The 18535-nt window shown below is 72.8% G+C and carries 17 protein-coding genes; 8 read left to right on the top strand and 9 right to left on the bottom strand.

What is annotated here, in order from left to right; translation table 11 throughout:
• Nucleotides 1-12 precede the first annotated feature (12 nt).
• Genes ASF37_RS10485 through ASF37_RS10470 form a run of 4 tightly spaced genes read left to right on the top strand, consistent with a single transcriptional unit; the run spans nucleotide 13 to nucleotide 3654 of the window.
• Nucleotides 13-759 (top strand): ABC transporter permease, encoded by a 747-nt coding sequence (locus ASF37_RS10485; protein ID WP_369815229.1) that lies wholly within the window; start codon nucleotides 13-15, stop codon nucleotides 757-759.
• Nucleotides 756-1811 (top strand): sulfate/molybdate ABC transporter ATP-binding protein, encoded by a 1056-nt coding sequence (locus ASF37_RS10480; protein ID WP_235499977.1) that lies wholly within the window; start codon nucleotides 756-758, stop codon nucleotides 1809-1811. Before ASF37_RS10485 ends, ASF37_RS10480 begins: the two co-directional genes overlap by 4 nt.
• Nucleotides 1812-1840: 29 nt before the next feature.
• On the top strand, nucleotides 1841-2848 hold the full coding sequence (glpX, locus tag ASF37_RS10475; RefSeq protein ID WP_055964729.1) for a class II fructose-bisphosphatase: 1008 nt from the start codon (nucleotides 1841-1843) through the stop codon (nucleotides 2846-2848).
• A 41-nt stretch (nucleotides 2849-2889) separates the two neighbouring features.
• The gene (locus ASF37_RS10470; RefSeq protein ID WP_055964726.1) at nucleotides 2890-3654 is read left to right on the top strand and encodes a class I SAM-dependent methyltransferase; all 765 of its coding nucleotides are present in this window, start codon (nucleotides 2890-2892) and stop codon (nucleotides 3652-3654) included.
• A gap of 7 nt (nucleotides 3655-3661) precedes the next feature.
• Here the strand turns inward: ASF37_RS10470 and ASF37_RS10465 are convergent, their stop codons facing one another.
• Nucleotides 3662-4276: a GrpB family protein gene (locus ASF37_RS10465; protein WP_056553237.1), complete on the bottom strand. Its 615-nt coding sequence runs from the start codon at nucleotides 4274-4276 to the stop codon at nucleotides 3662-3664.
• A gap of 86 nt (nucleotides 4277-4362) precedes the next feature.
• On the opposite strand from ASF37_RS10465, the gene ASF37_RS10460 reads away from it, so the two are divergent.
• Nucleotides 4363-5265, top strand: coding sequence for an alpha/beta fold hydrolase (locus tag ASF37_RS10460; RefSeq protein ID WP_056580278.1), 903 nt, complete (start codon nucleotides 4363-4365; stop codon nucleotides 5263-5265).
• A gap of 18 nt (nucleotides 5266-5283) precedes the next feature.
• Here the strand turns inward: ASF37_RS10460 and ASF37_RS10455 are convergent, their stop codons facing one another.
• Nucleotides 5284-5652: a VOC family protein gene (locus ASF37_RS10455; protein ID WP_056580275.1), complete on the bottom strand. Its 369-nt coding sequence runs from the start codon at nucleotides 5650-5652 to the stop codon at nucleotides 5284-5286.
• Between the two features lie 62 nt (nucleotides 5653-5714).
• Between ASF37_RS10455 and ASF37_RS10450 the strand changes: the two genes are divergently transcribed.
• From ASF37_RS10450 to ASF37_RS10440, 3 genes are read left to right on the top strand one after another with little or no spacing between them, the layout of a single operon-like run.
• Entirely contained in the window at nucleotides 5715-6344 is a 630-nt protein-coding gene (locus ASF37_RS10450) for a hypothetical protein (protein WP_056580273.1), read from the top strand.
• Between the two features lie 22 nt (nucleotides 6345-6366).
• Nucleotides 6367-8067, top strand: a complete 1701-nt coding sequence (locus tag ASF37_RS10445) for a fumarate hydratase (protein ID WP_056580271.1) — start codon at nucleotides 6367-6369, stop codon at nucleotides 8065-8067.
• Nucleotides 8068-8098: 31 nt separating this feature from the next.
• Nucleotides 8099-9496 carry an aspartate ammonia-lyase gene (locus tag ASF37_RS10440; protein WP_055964708.1) on the top strand — a complete coding sequence of 466 codons (1398 nt, stop codon included), beginning with the start codon at nucleotides 8099-8101 and terminating at the stop codon, nucleotides 9494-9496.
• Between the two features lie 60 nt (nucleotides 9497-9556).
• On the opposite strand, the gene ASF37_RS10435 is transcribed toward ASF37_RS10440, so the two are convergent.
• The 7 genes from ASF37_RS10435 to ASF37_RS10405 all read right to left on the bottom strand — a co-directional run bounded on the left by ASF37_RS10435 (nucleotide 9557) and on the right by ASF37_RS10405 (nucleotide 18504).
• The gene (locus ASF37_RS10435) at nucleotides 9557-10984 is read right to left on the bottom strand and encodes a DUF2079 domain-containing protein (protein WP_056580269.1); all 1428 of its coding nucleotides are present in this window, start codon (nucleotides 10982-10984) and stop codon (nucleotides 9557-9559) included.
• The gene (locus ASF37_RS10430; RefSeq protein WP_082481735.1) at nucleotides 10981-12198 is read right to left on the bottom strand and encodes an ABC transporter ATP-binding protein; all 1218 of its coding nucleotides are present in this window, start codon (nucleotides 12196-12198) and stop codon (nucleotides 10981-10983) included. The genes ASF37_RS10435 and ASF37_RS10430 overlap by 4 nt, the downstream gene beginning before the upstream one ends.
• Nucleotides 12195-13163, bottom strand: coding sequence for a hypothetical protein (locus tag ASF37_RS10425; protein ID WP_056553254.1), 969 nt, complete (start codon nucleotides 13161-13163; stop codon nucleotides 12195-12197). Before ASF37_RS10425 ends, ASF37_RS10430 begins: the two co-directional genes overlap by 4 nt.
• A complete protein-coding gene (locus tag ASF37_RS10420) occupies nucleotides 13160-14197 on the bottom strand; it encodes a carbohydrate ABC transporter permease (RefSeq protein ID WP_056580267.1) in 1038 nt (345 codons plus the stop codon). Before ASF37_RS10420 ends, ASF37_RS10425 begins: the two co-directional genes overlap by 4 nt.
• A complete protein-coding gene (locus ASF37_RS10415) occupies nucleotides 14194-15423 on the bottom strand; it encodes an extracellular solute-binding protein (protein ID WP_156368165.1) in 1230 nt (409 codons plus the stop codon). Before ASF37_RS10415 ends, ASF37_RS10420 begins: the two co-directional genes overlap by 4 nt.
• A gap of 96 nt (nucleotides 15424-15519) precedes the next feature.
• Nucleotides 15520-16878 carry a PhoH family protein gene (locus ASF37_RS10410; RefSeq protein WP_056553264.1) on the bottom strand — a complete coding sequence of 453 codons (1359 nt, stop codon included), beginning with the start codon at nucleotides 16876-16878 and terminating at the stop codon, nucleotides 15520-15522.
• Nucleotides 16879-17739: 861 nt separating this feature from the next.
• A complete protein-coding gene (locus tag ASF37_RS10405) occupies nucleotides 17740-18504 on the bottom strand; it encodes an isoprenyl transferase (protein ID WP_055964688.1) in 765 nt (254 codons plus the stop codon).
• Nucleotides 18505-18535: the final 31 nt, after the last annotated feature.

The raw sequence follows: 18535 nt of genomic DNA, 5'->3' as shown, positions 1-18535 counted from the left end.
GGCTGGATCTGGGTGCCCGCTGCGGCCGGCGCCGCCCTGGTGGTGCTGCCGCTCGTGGCCCTGCTGGCTCGCGTCGAGTGGACCGACCTGCCGTCGCTGCTGACGTCGGAGTCGGCGCGGTCGGCCCTCTGGCTGAGCCTGCGGACGGCGGCGGTGTCCACGGTGCTGTGCATCGTGCTGGGCGTGCCCATGGCCTTCGTGCTGGCGCGCGCCCGGTTCCCCGGCCAGGCGCTCCTGCGCGCGCTCGTCCTGCTCCCGCTGGTGCTGCCACCGGTCGTGGGAGGCATCGCGCTGCTGGCCACGTTCGGTCGGCGGGGGCTGCTGGGCGAGTCGCTGGACGTGCTGGGCGTCCAGGTGGCGTTCTCCACGACCGCGGTGGTGCTGGCGCAGACGTTCGTCGCTCTGCCGTTCCTGGTGATCAGTCTGGAGGGCAGCCTTCGCACGGCGGGTCGGCGCTACGAGGTGGTGGCCGCGACGCTCGGGGCCCGCCCCACCAGGGTCCTGCGCCGGGTCAGCATCCCCCTCGTGCTCCCGGGTCTGCTCTCCGGCGCCGTGCTGGCGTTCGCCCGCGCGCTGGGCGAGTTCGGCGCCACGATCACCTTCGCCGGCAGCCTGCAGGGGGTCACGCGCACGCTCCCGCTCGAGATCTACCTGCAGCGCGAGACCGATCCCGACGCCGCCGTCGCGCTGTCGCTGCTGCTCGTCGTCGCGGCGGTCGCCGTGATCGCGCTGGTCCGCGGACGGGGGTCCTCCCTGTGAGCGTGCAGCTGGTCGTCGACGCCCCCGACCGCGGCGTCATGCTCGAGCTCGACGTCGCGCCGGGCACCACGCTGGGCCTCGTGGGGCCCAACGGTGCCGGGAAGTCGACCGTGCTCGCCACGCTCGCCGGCACGCTGCGTCCGCAGCACGGTCGCGTGGTCGTCGACGGCGAGGTCCTGCTCGACACCGCCTCCGGCACGTGGTGCGCCCCGCACGAGCGCGGCGTCGGCCTGCTCGCGCAGGAACCGCTGCTGTTCCCGCACCTCGGCGTCCTCGACAACGTGGCCTTCGGCCCACGCAGCGCGGGCGCCTCGAGGGCCGCGGCACGGGAGACCGCTCGCGACCATCTCGACGAGCTGGGCTGCGCGGACCTGGCGGACCGTCGGCCCGGCACCCTGTCGGGCGGTCAGGCGGCTCGGGTCGCCCTGGCCAGGGCACTGGCCCCCGACCCACGTCTGCTGCTGCTCGACGAGCCGATGGCCGCCCTCGACGCGGGCACCGTCCCCCTGCTGCGCTCGGCGCTCGCGCAGGTGCTGCGCCGACGTCGGCAGGACGGCGGGACGGCCGTCCTGGTCACCCACGACGTGCTCGACGCCCTGCTGCTGACGGACCGGCTCGCGGTCGTCGAGAACGGCCGTCTGGTCGACGTCGGCCCCACCGCGCGCGTCCTGGAGCAGCCACGGAGCAGGTTCGCCGCCGACCTCGCCGGACTCAACCTGGTGCGCGGCACCGCGACCGGCCCGGGCCTGCACGGTGACGACGGACTGGTGGTGCACGCCGCCACGGCCGCGCTCCCCGACGGCAGCCCGGCCGTGGCCGTCCTGGACCCGGCGGCGGTCGCGGTGCACCTCGACGCCCCCGTCGGGAGCCCGCGCAACGTGTGGCCCGCCACCGTCACGTCGGTCGAGCCGCGCGGCCGGCGCGCGCTCGTGCGGACCGACGTCGTGAGCGCCGACGTGACCGTCGACGCCGTCGCCGAGCTGCGGCTGGAGCCCGGCCGACGCGTCCACCTGGTGGTCAAGGCGAGCGAGGTCCAGGTGCACGGGCTCTGAGCGACGCCCGTCGCCGGTAGGGTGCACTCGTGGACAGCCTGCAGCCCGCCGCCCAAGCCCCGGACCGCAACCTCGCCCTGGACCTCGTCCGAGTCACGGAGGCCGGCGCCATGGCCGCCGGCCGCTGGGTCGGACGCGGGGACAAGAACGGCGCCGACGGCGTGGCCGTCAACGCGATGCGGAGCCTCATCAACACCGTCGCGATGGACGGCGTCGTCGTCATCGGCGAGGGCGAGAAGGACGAGGCCCCGATGCTGTTCAACGGCGAGCACGTCGGCGACGGCACGGGCCCGGAGTGCGACGTGGCGGTCGACCCGATCGACGGCACGACGCTCTGCGCCAAGGGCATGCCCAACGCCATCGCGGTCATGGCCGTCGCGCCCCGCGGCTCCATGTACGACCCGTCGGCCGTCTTCTACATGGAGAAGCTCGTGGCCGGCCCCGAGGCCGCCGATGCCGTCGACATCCGGCTCCCCGTGGCCGAGAACATCGCCCGCGTGGCCAGGGCCAAGGGCATCAGCAACAGCGACGTCACGGTCTGCGTGCTCGACCGACCCCGCCACGCCGACCTCACGCAGCAGATCCGTGACGCGGGCGCGCGCATCAAGTTCATCAGCGACGGCGACGTCGCCGGGGCCATCGTGGCGGTGCAGCCCGACTCCGGGGTGGACCTGCTCGTCGGCACCGGCGGCACGCCCGAGGGCATCATCACCGCCTGCGCCATCAAGGCGATCGGCGGCGTGATCCAGGGCCGCCTCGCCCCCACCGACGACGACGAGCGTCAGCGTGCGATCGACGCCGGCCACGACCTCGACCGCGTGCTGCTCACCGACGACCTCGTGGTCGCCGACGACTGCTTCTTCGTGGCCACCGGCATCACCGACGGCGAGCTGCTGTCCGGGGTGCGCTACTCGGCCGGCAAGGCGTTCACCGAGTCGATCGTCATGCGCTCGCGCAGCGGCACGATCCGCAAGATCACCAGCGAGCACCAGCTCACGAAGCTCAAGGCGTACTCGTCGATCGACTACGAGCACTGAGCCTGCCCTGAACCGCCGCATGGCCGACGATCGGGGGATCCATGGAGACGTCTGACGAGGGACGCGCCCGTCACGTGCGCAGCGTCGACGACGTGCTGGCCCTCATGGACACCCTCTTCGACTCGACCGCCGACCGGTGGTCCGACGGGGCGGGCCGGTCCTGGTGGGACGACTTCTACACCGACCGGTCGCGCCCGGTGCCGTTCTTCGTCGACAAGCCCGACGAGAACCTCGTCGCGTGGCTCGACGCCGGGCTGGTGCCTCCGGGACGCGCGCTCGACCTGGGCTGCGGCGCAGGGCGCAACGCCCGTCACCTGGCGTCGCGCGGGTTCCAGGTCGACGGCATCGACCTGTCGCAGACCGCCGTCGCGTGGGCCCGCGAGCACGCACCCGCTCAGGAGCCAGCCCAGGAGCCGGCACCGCGCTTCCACGTCGGCGACGCACTCGGCGAGGCCGGCGCGACCCTGACGGGACCGTACGACCTGGTGTACGACTCGGGCTGCCTGCACCACCTGCCGCCGCACCGACGCATCGCCTACCTGCGCCTGATCGACCGCGTCCTCGCCCCGGGCGGCGTCCTCGGCATCGTCTGCTTCGCCGACGGGCAGATGGGCACGAGCGTCCCGGACGCCGAGCTGTACCTGCGCGGCGGGCTGGAGGGCGGGCTGGCGTTCACGCCGGAGTCGCTGCGCTGGATCTTCCAGGACCTCGAGCCCGTCGAGTCCCGGCCGATGCTGGCCCAGGACCCGGAGGCGACGCTCTTCGGCGAGGAGTTCCTCCTCACCGCGCTCTTCCGCCGCCCGTGAGGTGCCGTCAGCGCGGTCGGGGCAGGCCCGCGGCGGCGAAGATCCGCGCGTAGATCTCCCGCACCACCGTCTGCTTGCGTGCGTTGTACTGCATCACGTGCTCTCCCGCCTCGGCCGCGGCTGCCGCCGCCGCTCGCTTGGCCTCCGCGTACAGCTCTCGATCGTCGGGGTGGTTGCGCAGCCAGTCGCGGAACATCAGCATCCGCTCCGCCTCGGCCGAGTCGCGCTCGAGGACGTGCAGGTTGGTGCGCGGCCGGCCGTGGCGCAGCAGCCGGTGCCCGTGCCACCACGGCTCGCGCACCGTCAGGACGAAGCCCTGCTGCTCCAGCGCCGGGACGTAGGCGTCCTCGTCAGCGGGATCGGGCACCACCAGGAGAAGGTCGATGATCGGCTTGGCTGGGAGCCCGGGCACCGACGTGGACCCCACGTGCTCGAGGCTCACGACGTTCGGCCCGAGCGCGGCGCGCACGGTCGCGACCAGGCCGGCCGCCTGCTCCGGCCAGGTCGGGTCCGGGTCGACGACCGCCACCTCGCGGCCCGGTCCCGCACCACCGACCCAGGGGCTCGATCCCGGCGGCGGCTCGGCGTCGTCGAACCGGACGATCTCCTCGGAGGTGGCCATCGTCCGACCCTAGACCGCCGGACGGACGACCGGGCGACCGTCCGTTCCACGGGCCCGGCTGGTCCCGAAACCGTACGATCGGGTCCATGGCCGGTTCTGGAGAACAGTTCGCGCACCTGCCCTCGGGCATCGACCTCTGCTTCGAGACGTTCGGTGACCCGAGTGATCCACCCGTCCTGCTCGTCATGGGGCTGGGCGGGCCGATGGGCTGGTGGGACAGCGAGTTCTGCGAGCGTCTGGTGGCCCGTGGCTACTTCGTCGTCCGCTACGACAACCGCGACACCGGCCGCTCCACCAAGCTGCGCCAGCACCGGGTCAGCCGGATCGACATCCTCAAGGCGGTGGCGGGCCTGGCGAAGGCGCCGTACTCCATCGGCGACCTGGCCGCCGACGCCTTCGGCCTGCTCGACCACCTCGGCATCGACGCCGCGCACGTCGTGGGCGTGTCGATGGGCGGGATGATCGTGCAGACCATGGCCGTGGCCGAGCCCGACCGCGTGCTGTCGCTGACGTCGATCATGTCGACCACCGGCAAGCGCACCGTCGGGTACCAGAACCCCAAGATCCTGCCGGCCCTGCTGAGCAAGGCCGGGCACACCCGCGACGAGTACGTGGCCCGCTCGCTGCGCGGCACGTCGATGATCTCGTCCCCGGACTTCCCGACCGACGAGGAGTTCGCCCGCAACCGCGCCTACGAGACGTACGACCGCGGCTGGTCGGCCGGCGGCGTCACGCGCCAGCTCATGGCGATCCTCACGCAGCCGGACCGCACCACGGACCTCGAGGCGCTCGACGTGCCCTCCACCGTGATCCACGGCCTGAAGGACCCGCTCGTGCACCGCTCGGGCGGCCGCGCGACGGCCGCCGCGCTCAAGGGCTCGGAGCACCTCGAGATCGCCGGCATGGCCCACGACCTGCCCAGCCAGCTCTACGACACGATCATCGACGCGGTCGTGCGCACCACCGAGCGCGCCTCCGCGCGGCACTAGTCGTCCCAGGGCCGGGGCTCAGGACTCGCTCCACACCCCGAGCCGATTGCCCGCGGGATCGGTGAAGTGGAACCGCCGCCCACCGGGGAAGGCGAAGATGTCGTCGACCACCGAGCCGCCGGCGTCGAGGACCACCTGGCGCGTGGCCTCGAGGTCGGCCGACCACAGCTGCACGAGCGGGCCGCTCGTCCCCGGGGTCCCGGCCGGGTCGAGGCCGCCGACCTCACCCTCGCCGTCGAGCGCCTGGATGCCGACGTAGGCGGGGTCGTCTGCCGGGCCGTAGTCGGTGAAGGACCAGCCGAAGGCCGCGCCGTAGAAGGCCTTCGCGGCCTGCAGGTCCGGTGCCGGGAGCTCGACGTAGTCGATGCCGTGGTGGGTGTGCGTCATGGCGCGACGCTAGCCCCGACCACCGACACCCCTGCCCACGACGACCGTCCTAGGCTGGCCGAGTGGACGACGAGGTGGTGGTGCGGACGCGTGCCGACGGCGCCACGGAGCTGCGCGTCAACGGCGTCTTCGTGATGGACGACGTCGAGACCTCCTCCGAGCGGGTGCTCGCGGAGCACGCGCTCGACGCCGGAGCCCGCGAGGTGCTCGTCGGAGGCCTCGGACTCGGGTTCACCGCCCGTGCGCTGCTCGAGGCCGACGGTGGTCGACGCGTCGAGCGGCTGGTGGTGGCGGAGCTGCACGATGCCGTGCTCCGGGCGGTGCGCGAAGGAGCCGGCGCCGGTCCCGAGGTCCTCGACGACCCGCGCAGCACCGTGGTCGTCGGCGACGTGCTCGACGTCGTCGCGACCCAGCCCGCGGCGTCGCTCGACGCCGTGCTCCTCGACGTCGACAACGGACCGGACTTCCTCGTGCACGACGCCAACGCGGCCGTCTACGACTCCACCGGGGTGCGCGCGTGCGCCCGTGCGCTGAGGCCGGGCGGGACGCTGGCCGTGTGGTCGATGGCCGACTCCGAGACCCTGCGCGAGCGGCTCGGCGAGGTGCTGGACGACGTCCGCGCCCTCGCCGTGCCCGTCGACCTGCAGGGCCGCGCCGAGCACTACTGGGTCCTCACCGGCCACGCCCGCTGACCCGGAACGCTATGGTCGCCCCGTGGCAGCCGCAGACTTCCTCTACTCCGACCTGCTCCCGACCGGGCCCGACGAGACTCCCTACCGTCTCGTCACCACCGAGGGCGTCTCGACGTCCGAGGTCACCCTGCCGGACGGCAGCACCCGCACCTTCCTGCACGTGGAGCCCGAGGCGATCCGCCGGCTCACCGCGGAGGCGATGCACGACATCAGCCACTACCTGCGGCCCGCGCACCTCGCCCAGCTGCGGCGCATCATCGACGACCCGGAGGCCTCCGGCAACGACCGGTTCGTGGCGCTCGACCTGCTGAAGAACGTCAACATCTCCGCCGGCGGCGTGCTGCCCATGTGCCAGGACACCGGGACCGCGATCGTCATGGGCAAGAAGTCCGAGGGCGTCCTCACCGGCGCCGACGACGCCGAGGCCATCAGCCGGGGCGTGCACGACGCCTACACGACGCTCAACCTGCGGTACAGCCAGCTCGCTCCCCTCACCACGTACGAGGAGAAGAACACCGGCACCAACCTGCCGGCGCAGATCGAGCTGTACTCCACGCCCGGCACCAAGCCCACCCCCGAGTACTCGTTCCTGTTCATGGCCAAGGGCGGCGGGTCGGCCAACAAGTCGTTCCTGTACCAGGAGACGAAGGCGATCCTGAACCCCACGCGACTGCTGGAGTTCCTCGACGAGAAGATCAAGAGCCTCGGCACCGCCGCCTGTCCGCCGTACCACCTGGCGGTCGTCATCGGCGGCACGTCGGCGGAGTTCGCGCTCAAGACCGCCAAGTACGCCTCGGCGCACTACCTCGACGAGCTGCCCACCGAGGGCTCGATGAGCGCGCACGGCTTCCGCGACGTCGAGCTGGAGCAGCAGGTCTTCGAGCTGACGCAGTCGTTCGGCATCGGCGCCCAGTTCGGCGGCAAGTACTTCTGCCACGACGTCCGCGTCGTGCGCCTGCCCCGCCACGGCGCCTCCTGCCCCGTGGCCATCGCCGTGTCCTGCTCGGCCGACCGCCAGGCCCGCGCCAAGATCACCCCCGAGGGCGTGTTCCTCGAGCAGCTCGAGACCGACCCGGCGCAGTACATGCCCGACGCCGGCGTGGCCGAGGACATCAGCGGCGGCGAGGTCGTGCAGGTCGACCTCACGCGACCGATGGACGAGATCCGCGCGCAGCTGTCGCAGTACCCCGTCAAGACGCGGCTGTCCCTCACCGGTCCGCTCGTCGTGGCTCGCGACATCGCGCACGCCAAGATCGCCGAGCTGCTCGACGCCGGGAAGCCGATGCCGCAGTACATGAAGGACCACCCCGTCTACTACGCCGGACCGGCCAAGACGCCCGAAGGCATGGCGTCCGGGTCGTTCGGTCCCACGACGGCCGGCCGCATGGACTCCTACGTGCGCCGCTTCCAGGAGGCCGGTGGCTCCCTGGTCATGCTCGCCAAGGGCAACCGCAGCAAGCAGGTCACCGAGGCGTGCGACGCGTTCGGCGGCTTCTACCTGGGCTCCATCGGTGGCCCGGCCGCCCGTCTGGCCCAGGACTGCATCCGCAGCCAGGAGGTGCTGGAGTACCCCGAGCTGGGCATGGAGGCGGTCTGGAAGATCGAGGTCGAGGACTTCCCGGCGTTCATCGTGGTCGACGACAAGGGCAACGACTTCTTCACCGACCCGTCCGGTGCCGTCACCGTGCCGGTCACCGGGCTGCGCGTCCGCTCCGCCGAGTAGCCGTCCGACGGGCCCGCGCTAGCGTGGTCGCATGACCGAGACCGACACGACCTGGCGCATCGAGCACGACACCATGGGCGAGGTGAAGGTGCCCGCCGACGCCCTCTGGCGTGCGCAGACCCAGCGCGCCGTCGAGAACTTCCCGATCTCCGGCACCCCGATCGAGCCGGCCCAGATCAAGGCCCTGGCCCAGATCAAGGGCGCCTGCGCGAAGGCCAACGCCGAGCTGGGCATCCTCGACGCCGACGTCGCCGAGGCGATCGTCGCCGCCGCGGCCGAGGTCGCCACGGGCGCCCACGACACCCAGTTCCCGATCGACGTGTTCCAGACCGGGTCGGGCACGTCGAGCAACATGAACACCAACGAGGTCATCGCCACCCTCGCCACGCGCTCGCTCGGCAAGGACGTGCACCCGAACGACCACGTCAACGCGTCGCAGTCGAGCAACGACGTGTTCCCGACGTCGATCCACGTGGCGGCCACGGCCTCCACGGTCAACGAGCTGCTGCCCGACCTCGACCACCTCGCACAGGCCCTGGAGCGCAAGGCCGACGAGTTCGCCGAGGTCGTGAAGTCCGGCCGCACGCACCTGATGGACGCCACCCCCGTGACCCTCGGCCAGGAGTTCGCCGGGTACGCGGCCCAGGTGCGCAAGGGCATCGCCCGCATCGAGCGCGCCCTGCCGTCGGCCGCCGAGGTCCCTCTGGGCGGCACCGCCGTCGGCACGGGCATCAACACCCCGGTCGGGTTCCCGCAGCGGGTCATCGAGCTGCTCGCGGCCGACACGGGCCTGCCGATCACCGAGGCCACCGACCACTTCGAGGCCCAGGGCGCCCGCGACGGGATCGTCGAGCTGTCCGGGGCGCTGCGCACCGTCGCCGTCAGCCTCACCAAGATCTGCAACGACCTGCGCTGGATGGGCTCCGGACCCCGCACGGGTCTCGGCGAGATCAACCTGCCGGACCTGCAGCCCGGGTCGAGCATCATGCCCGGCAAGGTCAACCCGGTGCTGCCCGAGGCCACGCTCATGGTGTGCGCGCAGGTCATCGGCAACGACGCGACGATCACGTACGCGGGCGCGTCGGGGTCGTTCGAGCTGAACGTGCAGCTGCCGGTCATCGGCCGCAACGTCCTGGAGTCGATCCGGCTGCTGGGCAACACCTCGCGCGTCCTTGCCGACCGCTGCGTCGACGGCATCACGGCCAACGTCGAGCGGTGCCTCGAGCTCGCCGAGTCGAGCCCCTCGGTGGTCACGCCTCTCAACCGCCACATCGGCTACGAGAACGCTGCGGCCGTGGCCAAGAAGGCGGTCAAGGAGCGCAAGACGATCCGCGAGGTCGTGCTGGAGGAGGGCTACGTCGAGCGTGGCGACCTCTCCGAGGCCGACCTCGACGCCGCCCTCGACGTCATGAGCATGACCCACCCCTGACGGCGGTCATCTCGGGTCGTCCAGCGAGCCCTCGTCTTCTCGGCGTCGAGCGTCGGCAGGTCAGTCGCGTCGGGCCAGCTGGTAGCCGTCGGCGTCCCAGACGGTGACCCAGGAGCCGCCGAAGGTCTCCTCGGCGTAGGTGCGGGCGTCCGGCGGCGAGCCGACGCCGGCCAGCTGGTCGAGCAGCACGTACTGCGGGTCGCCGGCGGGCATCGGGCCGTTCCCGACCGTTCCCAGCCAGTACACGTCGCGGTCGGTCGCGAGGTGGGTGATGAGACCGATGTCGGTCACCACCGAGGCGCCGTCGGGCACCAGGTCGACGACCTGCTGGGCCACCTCGGCCCGAGGCGGGACCTCGTAGGTCTGCGGCTCGGTGAGCGCCCACAGGGCCGTCGACGGCAGCATCACCGCCGTGAACGCGAGGGCCGGCAGGGCGAGCCACCGAGCGACGGGGAACCGGCGCATGGTGTCGACCGCCGCGACGACGACGATGGTCATGAGCAGCAGCGAGTAGTGCCAGTCGGTGCCCCAGTAGAACGGGTTGTCGCCGACGAAGCGCCACGCGAACGTGGGCAGCACCAGCAGCACCCACGGCGACCCGAGCGCCGCGAAGCCGGTGACCGCGAGCGTGAGCACCACGGTCCAGGCCTTCCTGCCCGGCTCGTCGAGCAGCGTGGCGAGCACGCCACGGTCGCCGCCGACGCTGGACGCGTAGTCGTACACGCCGCCGGGGTTCACCGACGGCAGCACCACGAGCACCACGAGGGCCGCACCCACCACGCCGACGGCCGCGAGGAGCGTGCCTCGGCGGCGCTCCCCCGCCAGCATCAGCACGAGGCCGATCATGAGGACGGTGGCCCCCATGTCCTCCTTGACGAGCAGGAGCGGCAGCGACCACCCGACCACGGCCCGCCACCGACGGTCCACGTAGGCGGCTCCCGCGAGCGCCAGGAGCGGAGCCCCGAACGCGACCTCGTGGAAGTCCGACCTGACCGCCGCGGACACGCCGAAGGACAGCCCGTAGGCCACGGTGAGGGCCCCTGCCGCCCACGGCCCGACGTGGCGCGACGCCAGCCTGCCGACCACCAGCACCGAGACGCCGAGCAGCAGCGCCTGCCCCACGAGCAGCGTCTGCGCCGACGGGAACACGGCGTAGAAGGGCGCCAGCAGCGCGGTGATCGGCGAGAAGTGGTCGCCCAGGACGTTGAAGCCCGGCCCCTTGATGTCGACGATCGGCCAGCCCAGGCCGGCGTAGCCCCGCACCGCCTGCTCGAAGATCGCGTTGTCCCACGACGTCGGCTCGAACCGGCGGAACCGCAGCAGGGAGAGGGCGGCGTAGGCCGCGGTGCACCCGAGGGCCCACAGGACGGGCAGCACCCAGCCGCCCGGCGACAGGCCACGCACCGAGGCACCCCCACCCCCGGGCGCCGCCGAGGCCTTCGGTCCGTCGAGCGCCGGCTCCCGACGGTTGACGTCGTGGTCGGTCACGACGTACGGAGCCGGGCGCCGGTCTCGACGTCGAACAGCAGCACGCGCTCGCGCGGCACCACGAACCGCACGTCCTGGCCGGCGGAACGGCGGTCGGTCGAGGGCAGCTCGGCCACGAAGAAGTTCTGGAACAGGTCGAAGTCGAGCCGGTCCTCGATCTCCTCGAGCATCACCTCGACCTCCTCGTCGAGGTCGTAGCCCACGTACACGAGCTGGGTGCCGCCGCGCCACTCCGCGTCGTCGACGCGACCGGCCACCGTCACCTGTCGACCCGCCTCGGCCTGCGCGGCGATGGCGCCGGCCGTGAGGGGCTCGCCCGCCGACGCCGCAGCGGGGGCAGGATCGGTCGAGGGCTCCTGGCAGTGCTCGGGTCGGATGCCGACGATGACGGTGGCGCGCTCGCCGATCGCGGCCCGCAGGGCGTCGTCGAGCGGCACGGAGGCCACGGGCGTCTCCACGTGCGTGTCGCCGACCGTGGCCGGCAGCAGGTTCATGGGCGGCTGCCCGAGGAACGCGGCCACGAAGAGGTCGTCGGGATCGGCGTAGACCTCGTCGGGCGTGCCGGTCTGGTGGACGGTGCCGCGGTGCATGACGGCCACGCGGTCGGCCATGGTGAGGGCCTCGTCGGCGCGCGAGGTGGTGAACAGCGACGTGCGCTGCTCGTCGCGCTGCCACTGGGTGGTCACCGACCGCACGTGCGTGCGCACGCGGTCGGCCTGGGCGCTGAACGGGTCGTCGAACAGGTAGCCGAGGGCGTCGCGCACGAGCGCCCGGCCGATCGCCACCCGCTGGCGCTGGGCCGGCTCCAGGTCGGCCGGCTTCGCGTCGAGCATGGAGTCCAGCGCCAGGAAGGCCGCCACCTCGTCGATCCGCTCGGCCAGCTCGACCTTGTCGTGACCGCGGCGCAGACGGGTCGCGAAGGCCAGGTTGTCGTGCACGTCGAGGTGGGGGTGCAGCACGTAGTCCTGCAGCACCAGGGCGAGGTCGCGGGCCCGGGGGCCGACCGCGTTGACGACGATGTCGTCGAGGAGCACGTCGCCCTCCGTGTGCTCCTCCAGGCCCACCAGGACCCGCAGGACGGCCGACTTGCCGGCACCGGCCGGTCCGCACAGCACCGTCGTGCTGCCCTCGGGGACGACGAGGTCGAGCCCGTCGAGCACGGTCGTCCCGTCGGGGGCGTCCAGGTGGACGCCTCGCAGCTCCATGGAGGTCATCGGTGGTCCCTTCCGATCAGGCGACGGACGCGACGGGGTGCGATCGCGACGAGGGCGAGCACGGGCAGCAGCCACAGCAGCCCGATGGCGGCAGCCTGGGACGGCTCGACCGAGCCGAGCAGCAGTGTCGCCGGCAACGTGCGGGAGTCGTCGGTGGGCCCGAGCGCCGCGCCCAGGACGGCGTCCTGCGCAGCGACCACCCACACGAGGGCCGCGACGACGAGCAGGTCGGGCGCCAGCACGGGCACCACGAAGGCACGCAGCTCCTGGCGCCGGGTGGCGCCGTCGCTGCGGATCGAGTCGCGCAGCGACCACGGCGCGTCGCGCAGCACGGGGATGCTCAGCCAGACCGCCAGCGGCAGCGCCACGAGCAGCAGGACGGGCGCCACGCTCCAGCGCGAGCCGAGCACACCCAGGTCGGCCGCCGTCACGGACCACGGTCCGGCGAGGGCGACCAGCGGCGCAAGCAGCACGGCCACGAAGGAGACCACCACGACCCGACCTCCCCGCACCCGACGTCGGGTGAGGGCGTAGGCGGCCGGGACGGCGAGCAGCATGGCCACCGCGGTGGCGACGGTGGCGGCGGCGACGCTGGTGAGCGCGGCGTCGCGCAGGACCCCGGCCCCCAGCACGTCGCCGAACACCGACCACCGGGGGTCGGCCGGCAGGAGCGAGTCGGCCGTCGTGTCGGCGGGGGTGAGCGCGACGGCGAACGTCCACCACAGCGGCGCAAGGGTGGCCACGACGAACAGCTCGAAGCCGAGGACCGCCCAGAGCGAGAGTCGCCGTCCGGTGTCGGCCACGAGCACGCCGACGGCGCCGGTGATCATCAGCACCACGGCGGTGGCGAGCCACAGCCAGCGGTCCGCCCCGGTGATCAGCAGGATCCCGACGTTGGCGATGACGAAGCCGGCCACGAAGGCGGTGCCGGCGGCCCAGAGGCGTGAGCGGACGGTGGGTCTCATGCGTTCCTCCCGGGCCGGAGGACCGCGACGAGGGCGCCGGCCACGAGAGCGGCGAGCAGCAGGAGCAGGACGGCGACGGCCGATGCGAGCCCGACCTCGAACGCCCCGAACGTGGTGTCCCACAGCAGCACGGGCACGGTACGCAGCCCGTCCCTCGGGTCGGCCAGCAGCGGGCCCTCGAGGGCGCGCAGGGCGTCGAGCGAGCGGTAGAGCACGGCGACGGCCACGGCAGGACCGGCCGCGGGCCAGGTGACCCGACGCAGCCGCTGCCACCACGTCGCTCCGTCGGCGATCGCGGAGTCGAGCAGCACGCGGTCGACGCGCGAGAGGCCGACCAGCAGGATGAGCGCCGTGATGCCGGTCCCCCGCCACACCTCCGAGCCCACGACGGCCAGCGCCGACGCCGCGGTGGCGCCGCCGTCGTAGCCGAACCAGGCCGGTCCGACACCGGTGGTCAGCGCGTCACGCCAGATCGTCGCCGAGAGCACCGGCAGCAGCGCGAACGGGACGAGCAGGAGGACGGCCACGACCGCAGCCGGGACGGCGAGCCGTCGGACGGCGGCGGCGACGATCGAGCCGAGCAGCAGCTGCAGCAGGACGGCGGACGCCACGAGCAGCAGGGTGACCGAGACGGCGACCCACCACTGGCGGTCGCCGAGGAGTCCGGTCAGGTTGTCGAGCCCCACGAACGTGTCGTCCCGGACCGTCAGGGAGGAGCGCCGCAACGACGACCAGACCGCGAGTCCCAGCGGCCACAGCGTCAGGCCCAGCAGCACCACGAGCGACGGCGCGAGCATCGGCCAGCCCGAGCGTCGACGGCCGGGCGGCACGGCGCCCTGACGTCGACGACGGCGACGGCGGCTGGGCGGCGCTCCGATCGGCTCGAGGTCGTGGCCCTCGGGCTCCTCCGCGTCGTCCTGCACCACGTCACCGACCGCATCGTCGGCGGCGGTGTCGGGGTCGGTGTCGACGGGGTCGGTGTCGACGGGCTGCTCGGCGTCGGGCACGTCGGGGCCGGGACGGTCGGTGCTCACGGCAGACCTCCCGCGACGGCGGACCGCACGGCCTTCTGCGAGAGGTCCGGGGTGGAGGACCCGACCGCCGACAACGGGGTCCAGGTCTTCTCGAGCGCCGCCCTGACCCGCATCCAGTACGGCGTCTGGGGCAGCGCCAGCGCCGTCTCGAGGGCGGGTCGGGTGACGTCGGCCAGCGGGTAGCCGGCCACCACGTCCTGCGCGTCGTAGGTCGTGGCGCGCGCCGCGCTGTGCCCTGAGCCGGTCATGAGGGCCGCGAGCGAGTCGGCCGACGTCAGGCAGGAGACCGCCTCGTACGAGAGCGACGTGCTCGGCGCGTAGAGCGGCACGGCGAGCGCCGCCCCCGTGGCGGGGGCCGCGGGGGTGTCGGCCACCTGCGGGTACGGCGCCCACTGCAGGTCGCCCGCCACGGTGGCGACGTCGGGGTCGGAGACGAACGAGCTGGGCGCCACGACGAACCCGCCGCGTCGGGCCAGGCCCGCACCGGCCTCGGCGGTCGGGTCTCCGCCGAGGCGGGCCTCCGCGAGGTACTCGACGATGCCGGCGGCCTCCTCGCCCGCGGCGGAGTCGAGTCCGACGTCGGGCGAGCGGCCCTCACCCTCCAGCAGCGTGCCGCCGGCGCCGACGACGAGGGCGTTGACCCACGCGGCGAGACCTTCGCCGTCGGGGTCGTCCACGAGCACCTGACGGCCGCTCAGCTCCGCGCCCGCCAGCAGGTCGTCCCACGTGATCGGCTTGGTCGTGTCGAGCCCGGCCCGCTCGGCGGCGTTGCCCCGCCACCACAGCAGCCACGGGTCGAACGTCCACGGTGCGGCCACCAGCAGGCCGTCGACCGTGGTGGCCTCGAGCGCGGCGGGCACCACGTCCTGGGCGAAGGGCTGCTTGAGGTCCTCGGGCACCGGGGCGAGCACCTGCGCGGCGGCCAGCTCGGCACTCCAGGCCATGTCCATGCTGAACAGGTCGATCGAGTCGTCACGGGCCAGCAGCCGCCGCACCAGCTCGGCGTGCCGGTCCTCGACGTCGTCGGGAAGTCGCTCGATCTCGATGCGGTACCGCCCGCCCGAGGCGTCGGAGCACGACTCCGCGAGGGACTCGACGTCGGCGCGCTCGGGCCCGACGTACCAGCTCAGCGTCGTCGGCCCGGGCTCCTCCGCGGGACCGGCGCAGGCGGCGACGAGCAGCATCACGGCAGCGACGAACGCCGCGGACACTCCCCTCCTCGTCACGGGGTCACTCTGCCACAGCAGGGGGCGTGCCGGACGGTGTTCGCCGCGCGGCACGCCCCTCGCGACCGGGCCGTCGGACGACCCGGTCGGCGTCGCTCAGACGCCCACGTCCTCCAGCATCTCGGTGACGAGCGCCGCGACCGGCGACCGCTCCGAACGGGTGAGCGTGATGTGCGCGAACAGGGGGTGCCCCTTGAGCTTCTCGACGACGGCCACCACGCCGTCGTGCCGGCCGACCCGCAGGTTGTCGCGCTGGGCGACGTCGTGGGTGAGCACCACCTTGGAGTTGGCGCCGATGCGCGAGAGCACCGTGAGCAGCACGTTGCGCTCGAGCGACTGCGCCTCGTCGACGATCACGAACGCGTCGTGCAGCGAGCGTCCGCGGATGTGGGTCAGGGGCAGCACCTCGAGCATGCCGCGATCGACGATCTCGTCGACGACGTGCGGCGACGCCACCGCGCCGAGGGTGTCGAAGACCGCCTGCGCCCAGGGGCCCATCTTCTCGTCGGAGCTGCCGGGCAGGTAGCCGAGCTCCTGGCCGCCGACGGCGTAGAGCGGACGGAAGACGACGACCTTCTTGTGCTGGCGACGCTCCATCGTGGCTTCGAGGCCGGCGCAGATCGCGAGGGCGGACTTGCCGGTGCCGGCGCGGCCTCCGAGCGAGACGATGCCGATGTCGGGGTCGAGGAGCAGGTCGAGCGCGATCCGCTGCTCGGCCGAGCGGCCGTGCAGGCCGAAGGCGTCGCGGTCGCCCCGGATCAGCTGCACGCGCTTGTCCGCCGTCACCCGGCCGAGTCCGCTGCCCTTGTCCGAGAGCAGGACCAGGCCGGTGTGGCAGGGCAGGTCGCGGACGGTCTCGTCGTCGAGGAGCGCCACGTCGAGGCTGCCGTCCTCGTAGAGCGTGTCGAGGTCGACGGCGTCGACCTCGACCTCGCGCATGCCGGTCCACCCGGACTCCAGCGCCAGCTCGGCGCGGTACTCCTCGGCCGCCAGCCCGACGGCCGACGCCTTGACGCGCATCGGCAGGTCCTTGGACACGAGGGTGACGTCACGCCCCTCGTCGGCCAGGTTCTTCGCCACGGCGAGGATGCGGGTGTCGTTGTCGCCGAGCCGGAACCCGGCGGGCAGCGCCTCGGGGTTGGTGTGGTTGAGCTCCACCCGGATGCTGCCGCCCTCGTCGCCGATGGGCAGGGGGACGTCGAGCATGCCGTGCTTGACGCGCAGGTCGTCGAGGAAGCGCAGGGCCGTCCGGGCGAAGTAGCCGAGCTCGGGGTGGTGCCGCTTGCCCTCGAGCTCGGTGATCACCACGACGGGGATGACGACCTCGTGCTCGTGGAAGCGGGTGACCGCACCGGGGTCGGCCAGCAGGACGCTGGTGTCGAGGACGTAGGTGCGGACGTCGGCGTCGACCTCGGCCGACTCGTTCGCGGCGGACACGCTCTTCTTGACAGTCATGTCTGACTCCCTGCGAAGAACCCGCGCGCCCCTGCGCCGGCCCTTCCCTACTCGGTGGGGGTGGGGCGGCTGGGCTCCGGGGCGAGCATCAACACCCTCGCAACGTACGTCCGCCCCCGCCCCCGGGCGTGGCGACACGCGGGTGTGCGTGTAACGCCCAGATGAACTCTGCGAGGCCCTCGCGCTGCAGCGCTGCGCTGCGTCGGCCGGGGGCTCGTGTGGTGCTGTGCTGCTCCGGCTGGGCCTCGACCTGCGGCTGCGCTGCTCCGGGTGGGTCGTGCCTTGCGGCTGCGTCGCTGTGGCTGCGAGGCGACCTGCGCTCCGAAAGGGCCTCGACCGGCGGTCGGGTCTGGGCTCGGGTGAGTTCTCGGAGAGCGGGTCGGGGGACGCAAGGTTCTGCGTTCGTGCGTGAAGGGGCGAAGGATGCTGCGTTCGTGTTCGGATCCCGTCATCAACGCAGCATCGTTCGGGCTTCCGCGAGCGAAGGCAGAATCCTGCGTCCGCCGGGGGGTTCGGCGCGCGGTGGGTGGGCAGGGATTCTCCTTTTGCGTGGGACGGTCCACGCGAAGGAAGAACCGTGCGTAGATCACGCGCAGATGGAGAATCGTGGCCGCGCCCCGCAGACCCACCCGAGCCCAGACCCCCCGCTCCGGTCGAGGCCCTCTCGGAGACCACCTCGACTCGCAGCCACAGCGACGCAGCCGCAGGCGAGATCCCAGCCGCACCCCGCAGACCCACCCGAGACGAGACCCACCGTCCGGTCGAGGCCCCTTCGAAGACCACCCCGCTCGGGACCCGCGGCGACGCAGCAGCGAGCGAAGGCCCGGCCGGGAAGGAGCAGTCGTAGCGGAAGGCGACGCCTCAGGCGCCGAAGCGACGCTCACGCGCGGCGTAGGAGCGCATGGCACGCAGCAGGTCGACGCGGCGGAACGCGGGCCACAGCACGTCGGAGAAGTAGAACTCGCTGTGCACGCTCTGCCACAGCAGGAAGCCCGAGAGGCGCTGCTCCCCCGAGGTGCGGATGACGAGGTCGGGGTCGGGCTGGCCCTTCGTGTACAGGTGGTCGGCGATGTGGTCGACCTCGAGCGTCGAGGCGACCTCCTCGAGGGAGCGACCCTTGGCGGCCTCGGCCAGCAGCAGGGCGCGCATCGCGTCGGTCAGCTCCTGACGTCCGCCGTACCCCACGCACACGTTGACCTGCATGATCCCGTCCGTGTCGGGCGACGCGGCGGCCGCGCGCTGCAGGCGCGCCGACGAGTCGTCCGGCAGCAGCTGCAGGTTGCCGATGAGCCGCACGTGCCAGCGGCCGTCGTCGGCCAGCCGCCCCACGAGCGCCTCGACGGCGTCGAGGATGCTGGTCAGCTCGGCCTCGGGTCGCTGCAGGTTGTCGGTGGAGAGCACCCAGAAGGTGACGGTCCCGACGCCGAGCTCGTGGCACCAGTCGAGGAACTCGTCGACCTTCGCCGCACCCGCGCGGTATCCCTGCTCGAGGTCCATCCGGGCGTCCTTGGCCCAGCGCCGGTTCCCGTCGACGATGGCGCCGACGTGCCGCGGCATCCGGGACGGATCCAGGTGCTTGAGCAGTCGGCGCTCGTAGACGCCGTAGGCGACGTGGCTGAGCCCCATGATCCTCATCCCACCACACCCGGCCGGTCAG

The organism is Aeromicrobium sp. Leaf289 (genome assembly GCF_001423335.1).
Lineage (GTDB): Bacteria > Actinomycetota > Actinomycetes > Propionibacteriales > Nocardioidaceae > Aeromicrobium.
Note: the sequence above shows the minus strand (reverse complement) of the source record. Positions and strands in the feature narration are given on the sequence as shown.